The organism is Caldicoprobacter sp. (assembly GCF_047459465.1).
Taxonomy (GTDB): Bacteria; Bacillota; Clostridia; order Caldicoprobacterales; family Caldicoprobacteraceae; genus Caldicoprobacter.
In genome coordinates, this window is sequence record NZ_VSCO01000094.1 from 1 (window position 1) to 7,162 (window position 7,162).

The 7,162-nt window shown below is 46.3% G+C and carries 4 protein-coding genes; 2 read left to right on the forward strand and 2 right to left on the reverse strand.

The genetic code is table 11. The features are described from left to right. Positions 1–246 precede the first annotated feature (246 nt). Positions 247–1,881 carry a recombinase family protein gene (locus FWJ59_RS06775; protein ID WP_414481208.1) on the forward strand — a complete coding sequence of 545 codons (1,635 nt, stop codon included), beginning with the start codon at positions 247–249 and terminating at the stop codon, positions 1,879–1,881. 93 nt (positions 1,882–1,974) lie between these two features. Here FWJ59_RS06775 and araA read toward each other — a convergent pair whose 3' ends face one another. Both araA and FWJ59_RS06785 read right to left on the reverse strand, forming a co-directional pair. Beyond that, positions 1,975–3,450, reverse strand: a complete 1,476-nt coding sequence (gene araA, locus FWJ59_RS06780; protein ID WP_414481209.1) for an L-arabinose isomerase — start codon at positions 3,448–3,450, stop codon at positions 1,975–1,977. 15 nt (positions 3,451–3,465) lie between these two features. Beyond that, positions 3,466–5,070 (reverse strand): xylulokinase, encoded by a 1,605-nt coding sequence (locus FWJ59_RS06785; RefSeq protein ID WP_414481210.1) that lies wholly within the window; start codon positions 5,068–5,070, stop codon positions 3,466–3,468. A 468-nt stretch (positions 5,071–5,538) separates the two neighbouring features. Between FWJ59_RS06785 and FWJ59_RS06790 the strand changes: the two genes are divergently transcribed. Continuing rightward, positions 5,539–6,918: an MATE family efflux transporter gene (locus FWJ59_RS06790; RefSeq protein WP_414481211.1), complete on the forward strand. Its 1,380-nt coding sequence runs from the start codon at positions 5,539–5,541 to the stop codon at positions 6,916–6,918. Positions 6,919–7,162: the final 244 nt, after the last annotated feature.

Consider the following 7,162-nt stretch of genomic DNA (forward strand, 5'->3'; position numbering starts at 1 on the left):
AAAAACTTTAAAATAGGGGTATTGTGTCAGTTGCAAAAGGAGGGCTATATAACTGAGGAGCAGCTGGATAAGATGATAAGCGATATAAACAGCGCAACCTCTGCAGATAGGAAGTGTAGTGACCTAAATGCAGTAAGCTTTGAAAAATTCCTGCTTCCAGCGCAATAATGCAAAATAGTTAGAAGGATAAGCGTTGATGTCGATATGGAAACCGATTAGAAGTAACCATGCCCCGGGGAGGGTGTAATGTCCAGCATGTCTGGCACCAAAAAGAGGGTATGTGCCTATTGCAGGGTATCAACCGATAAGGATGATCAGGTAAACTCTTTTGAGTCCCAAAGGCGATTTTTTGAAGAATACATACGAAAAAACGATGAATGGGAACTGGTCGACATCTATGCGGACGAGGGGATAAGCGGCACATCAACCGAAAAGCGCACCGAATTCTTGAGAATGATGGAAGATGCCAAACGCGGGAAAATAGATTTGATTTTAACGAAAGAAATATCGAGGTTCGCCAGAAATACTCTGGATAGCATATACTACACCCGCAAGTTGAGGAGCATGGGCGTGGGTGTAATATTTATCAACGATAACATTAACACCCTTGATGACGATGCCGAGCTTAGGTTGACCATAATGGCGAGCTTGGCACAGGAGGAAAGCCGCCGGATATCCCAAAGGGTAAAATGGGGCCAAAAAAGGCAGATGGAAAGAGGCGTGGTGTTTGGCAGGGCGCCGCTAGGTTATGACCTTAAAGACGGCGTGCTGAGCGTTAACGAGGAAGAAGCCGAAATCGTGCGTATGATTTTCCATAAGTTTACCAATGAAGGGAAGGGTTTACATACAATTGCAAAGGAATTGTGCCAAGCGGGCATAAGGACCAAAAGAGGCAACCTACGCTGGAGCAATACCACCGTTTTGAAGATCTTGCGCAATGAAAAATATGTGGGGGATCTGTGCCAGAAGAAGACCTTTACGCCCGATTTTTTGACCCATAAAAAGAAGTACAACAAAGGACAGGAAGAGATGATATATATAAGGGACCATCATGAACCCATTATCTCAAGGGAGCTATGGGAAGCCACACAAAGGGAATTACAGCGCAGAAGTATAATCAAAGGACAAAATAGTAAGTACAGCAGTCGGTACTGGTGCAGCGGAAAGATATTTTGTGGCAAAGGCGGAAGCAGGTTTGTCAGCAGAGTTAGGAGATTGAAAAGCGGGAATACATATAGGGCATGGAAATGCGAAGAATTTGTCAAGCACGGCACCGAAAAAACCGATGGATTGGGCAATGTCGTTGGCTGCAGTCAAGGTTCCGTAAACCACGCTGTGTTGGAAGAGATAATCGGGTACCTTCTTAGAAATATCATCATAGATAAAAGAGAGCAGATAATAGATGACCTTAAAGAGCTCATCAAAAAGCATGAAACTCCTGTGAAGATGAGGAGCGTAGATGGCCTGTTAAAGCAAATAGAAAACATAAACAGAAAAAAGGCTAAGTTGATAGACAGCATGCTTGAAGGGGTTATATCCAAGCAGGATGTAGCCTTGATGAACCAAAGATACGATAAAGAGATTGAGGAGCTTAGAAAGAAGATAAAGGAGATAGAGGAAATCAATATAAACAATCAGAAACGGGCCAACGCGCTGAAATCGTATATTGAGAGAATCAATGCCCTGGTTGATGACATGGAAAACCAAAAACCCGAAGAGGTTTACAGAAGAGTGGTCGAGAAGATAGTGGTGCATCAAAATAAGATACTCGAAATATATTTCAACTGCCTTATCAAGCCGATAAAGATAAAGTATAAAGCGACGGGAAAACTGAACTATAGGATTCAAGTGGAACTGCTTGACGACGGGCACCATCGTTAAAAAAGCGGGGCGCCGACTCCCCTAAATTTGGCTAACAGAGAGAAAGCCAATCTGGTCGACGCCCCAGGATAGACGCCACAATGTACGAAACCTTTACTTTAACTTCCACGCCAGGTCGGCCAAGAATAGATCCTTTTCCAGCTGCTCAAGGTTGGTATCTTTGTTTATGTGGACAAACTCGATGTCCATCATGCGCGCCCAATCTTTCATTTGTTCTGCCGTGACATCGTAGCTTAACACCGTGTGATGGGAACCACCCGCCATGATCCATGCCTCGATGCCGGTGAGCATATCGGGCATGGGTTTCCATGTGACACGGGCCACGGGCAGGTTGGGCATGGGCAAAGGAGGCTTTATGCATTCGATATCCTGGCAAATGAGGCGCAGGCGACCGCCCATATCTATCAAGCTTACCGCTATAGCGTTGCCTGCTTTTCCTTCAAACACTAAGCGAGCGGGAGCGTTTTTGCCGCCTATGCTGAGCGGATGAACCTCTATGCGGGGCTTTGCCGCTGCAATGCTGGGGCATACCTCCAGCATATGCGCACCAAGGATGTATTCGTTGCCTTTAGTCAGCTCGTAGGTGTAATCTTCCATGAAGGACGTCCCGCCGTGCTTGCCTTCGGACATGGCTTTTATTATGGCAGTCATGGCGCTAGTTTTCCAGTCACCTTCTGCGCCATAGCCGTATCCCTGCTCCATCAGGCGCTGGGTAGCCAAGCCGGGCAGTTGTTCCATGCCATACAGGTCTTCGAAGGTATTGGTGAATCCTTGGCATCCTTCTCTGTCTAACATGCGCTTTATGGCGATTTCTGCTTTAGCTTGATATCGAATGGCATCGATATTGTCGGTGGCAATCTCGTATTTTTTGCGATATTCCTCTAGAAGAGCGTCTACTTCTGCATCGGTGACTGCATTGATTTCTTCAACCAGCGCTCCAACGGGCCATGTGTTAACCTGCCAACCTAGCTTGATCTGTGCTTCCACTTTGTCGCCTTCGGTAACGGCTACGTTGCGCATGTTATCCCCAAAACGCATGATCTTCACCTTTTTGCTGAATGCCACGCCCACAGCGGCGCGCATCCAATCGCCAATGCGCCTCTGCACGTCCTCATCCCGCCAATATCCCACTATCACCTTGCGGGGCATGCGCAGGCGTGCCGCAATAAAGCCGTGTTCCCGATCCCCATGGGCTGATTGGTTGAGGTTCATGAAATCCATATCGATTTCTTCATTGGGGATTTGGAGGTTATACTGAGTGGCTAGATGCAAATACGGCTTTTGTAGGTTCTTTAGGCCATCAATCCACATTTTACTGGGGCTAAAGGTGTGCATCCAGGTGATTATACCCGCGCAGTTGTCGCGATAATTGGCCTCTTTTACCACATTGCTGATTTCCTCCGGCGTTTTGGCCGTAACCTTATAAACGATCTTACACGGAAGCCTTCCACTTGCATTGAGCTGGTCAGCCATCTCGGCCGCTCTGGCAGCTACGATTTCCAGCACCTCGGGGCCGTATAAAAACTGGCTGCCCACCACAAACCAAAATTCATAATCTTTCATTGCCATTTGCTGTTCTCCCCTCTATCGAATATGTACCACTGCGGCCTTTTCAACCGCCAGGCCGGCCTGGTATCTTTTAATGTATTGATTGAAGCCTTCCACATCCTTGGCATCGGGTTCAACGCAATTCACGGGCTTGCCGGCAAAAACTTTATTGGATAGGTAATCTTCTAACGTTTCTCCCTCGTCTCTATTTACCATATATGCAGCAAGTAAGGCCATACCCCACGGGCCGCCCTCTCCGGCCGTCTCCATCACGCTGATTGGGATATTAAGAGCGGCTGCCATGAGCTTTTGCCCAACATTACCGGCTTTGAAGAAACCGCCATGGCCCATCATCGAATCGATTTGGACGTGCTCTTTTTCAAGCAAAATGTCCATTCCCAGCCTCAGCGTGGCTATAGCACCATACAGCTGTGCACGGGCGAAATTGGCAAAGGTGAATTTGGCATCAGGTAACCGTACAAACAGTGGACGCCCTTCTTCAAGCCCGGTAATAGGTTCACCGGCGAAATAGTTATAGGAGACTAGACCGCCGCAATCTGCGTCACCCTCCAGAGCCTTATAGAACAGCGCCTCTAGCGCTTGGTGGAAGGTGCACGGCTGTCCCAAAGCTTCAGCAAAGCCGCACAGCATCCTGGCCCAATCATCAATATCCGATGTACAGTTGTTGCAGTGCACCATGGCAACTGGCTTGCCGGTTGGCGTGGTGACCATATCCACTTCTTCATATACGCGGGACAACATCTTTTCCAACACGATCATGGCAAAGATCGATGTGCCGGCAGATATGTTCCCGGTTCTAACTGCTATGCTGTTGGTGGCCACCATTCCGGTGCCGGCATCGCCTTCCGGAGGTGCTATGGGAATACCAGGACGGAGCTTGCCAGTGGGATCCAGCTTTTTGGCACCTTCAGGAGTCAGCTCTCCGCCTTTTTCACCGGCCATCAATACCCTCGGAAGAATATGGCGCAGTTTCCACGGGTACTTCTTAGGCGCGATTAAGTTTTCAAACTGTTCAATCATGTTGCTGTCATAGTCGTTGGTATTGCTGCCAATGGGGAATACGCCAGAGGCATCGCCTATACCCAGCACTTTTTCACCCGACAGCTGCCAGTGCACGTAACCGGCTAAGGTGGTAATAAAATCAATATCTGCTACATGGGATTCTCCATTTAAGATGGCTTGATAGAGATGAGCTATGCTCCAACGTTGGGGAATGTTAAAGTTGAACAGATTGGTCAACTCCGATGCGGCCTTCTCAGTTATGGTATTGCGCCATGTGCGATATGGAACTAGCAGCGAACCGTTTTTATCAAAGGGCAGATATCCATGCATCATAGCCGAGATTCCGATAGCCTTTAGATTGGTGATTTCTACACCGTATTTCTCGGCCACCTCACTGCATAGGTTGCGGTAACTGTCCTGAATGCCGGTCCAGACATCCTCCAATCGATAGGTCCATATGCCGTCTTCGTAGCGGTTTTGCCAGGAATGACTGCCAGAAGCAATCGGATTGTGGTTGTCATCAATCAGTACCGCTTTAATGCGAGTAGACCCCAGCTCGATGCCCAACACAGCTTGGCCATCTGATATCAGCTGCCTGATTCTTTCCCGATTGTCCATATAATCACTCCCCTGAATATTTTACTTATTATCGCTTAGTGCAATGGCTGTTAAGTATATGATGGATGTGGTTTTACTATTAGTTGTACGTACAACTTGCAATTCAATTATACTGCATTTTATCTATAACCTCAATAGAGTTGTATTAATAAGGCATAATTATGACTTTTTCGGCTTTTCCTTTCCAGCTGATAATTTTCTGTATAGCTATAAAATAGCCGGTTTTCCATTTGGTTAGTCAGTGACAAAAAAGGTGCGCTCGCATTTTATCTGGGTTTATTGTTGAGGCAATTTGCTCGGTTTTTAAGGATGGAATTATAAAACCTTAGAAGATGATGTAACTGATTTGACAGATTAAAAATGGGCTGTTGACAATTCAATGAAGGAGGTTTTCCGTAAGACGGTGTTAACAAACATTGAAAAACGGTGTACAATCTAGATTGGCCAATATAGGAGGGGTAGGTGAAGGTGGTTAAGGTAAACGACATAACCGAAGGAAATGTATTCAAAGCATTATTCAGATTGGCTCTTCCCATTATGGGGACATCCTTTGTTCAAATGGCCTATAATATGACCGATATGCTTTGGGTAGGGAGGATTGGCTCCAGGGCTGTGGCTGCCGTCGGAACGGCCGGTTTCTTTACATGGCTTGGAGCGGCCTTTATATTGATATCCAGAGTAGGTGCCGAGGTAGGGGTAGCTCAATCGGTAGGAAAACGGGATATGGCCGAGGTCAGGGCCTATATAAAACACAGTATTCAGCTTATTATCTCCCTGGCCTTGCTATACGCCTTGGTGTTGATCATCTTTTGCAGGCCTTTGATTGGATTTTTTAATATTGGTGAGCAGGATATTGTGGACGATGCGGTCACCTATTTAGTCATAGTTGCCTCGGGGATGGTATTCTATTTTATTAATCCCGTCTTTACTGCCATTTTTAACGGCTACGGGGAAAGCAGGATTCCTTTTACCATAAATTCATTGGGACTGATTATAAATATGATTTTAGACCCGTTGCTGATTCTGGGATTAGGGCCTTTTCCCAGACTAGAGGTTGTCGGCGCGGCTTTGGCGACCATAATTGCCCAGTTTTGCGTCACTGTCATATTCATTATCAAAGCCAGAAGGACAAAAGAGATATTTTCAGGCCTAAATCTATTTGAAGTTCCGGATATGGGCCGCATAAAAACCATTGTTAGGTTAGGATTGCCGGCGGGACTTCAAAGTGGGCTATTTACGGTATTTGCCATGTTCATTGCCAGGATAATCGCCCAATGGGGTCCCATACCAATAGCGGTGCAAAAGATTGGCTCCCAAATAGAGGCTATATCCTGGATGACGGCAGGGGGATTTCAAACTGCCATGAGCACCTTGGTGGGGCAAAACTACGGCGCCAATAAATGGCACAGGGTTGTTAAGAGTTATATTGCAGGAATTTTGGCTATGTCCATAATAGGGATATTGGCTACCGCACTGCTGATCTTTGCTCCAAGGCCACTATTTTCCATATTCATCGACGAAGAAGAGACCATAAGGCACGGAATTGCATATTTACGGATATTGGGGCTTTCACAGCTATTTATGTGCCTGGAGTTAACCTCGGCAGGTGCTTTTAACGGATTGGGCAAGACTGTTCCCCCGTCGGTAGTAGGAATAACCTTCAACGCTTTAAGGATCCCGGCAGCCCTTTTGCTATCTTCAACTAGCCTGGAACTTAACGGCGTATGGTGGGCTATAAGCATGTCAAGCGTCTGCAAGGGTACGGTGTTAACCGCGTGGTTCGTATTTACGCTTATTAGGAATCCCGAAACCAAGGTCCTCAGGAAAGTAAACCTCTTTAATTCCTAATTTACTTTGTACCGTTTAATGAGCAAGTTGCAAAGGGGTTATTTATAAGGTAAAAAGGGGTTATTTTGTAAGATAATGTGTAACGTTAACCGCGTATGGAAATGCTTCTGTTGTATTTTAACTGCCTTGTTAAAATGAAAAGCTAAATGTAAGGCCGCGGGTAAACGAAGTGCAGCATTCAAGTGGAATTGCTCAATGATGAGCAATATTGTTAACGATATAGGTACTGAAGAACTAGCACACT

Coding starts and splice junctions, on each gene's coding strand:
- FWJ59_RS06775 (WP_414481208.1), top strand. CDS start 247: ATGTCCAGCATGTCTGGCACCAAAAAGAGGGTATGTGCCTATTGCAGG.
- FWJ59_RS06785 (WP_414481210.1), bottom strand. CDS start 5,070: ATGGACAATCGGGAAAGAATCAGGCAGCTGATATCAGATGGCCAAGCT.
- araA (WP_414481209.1), bottom strand. CDS start 3,450: ATGGCAATGAAAGATTATGAATTTTGGTTTGTGGTGGGCAGCCAGTTT.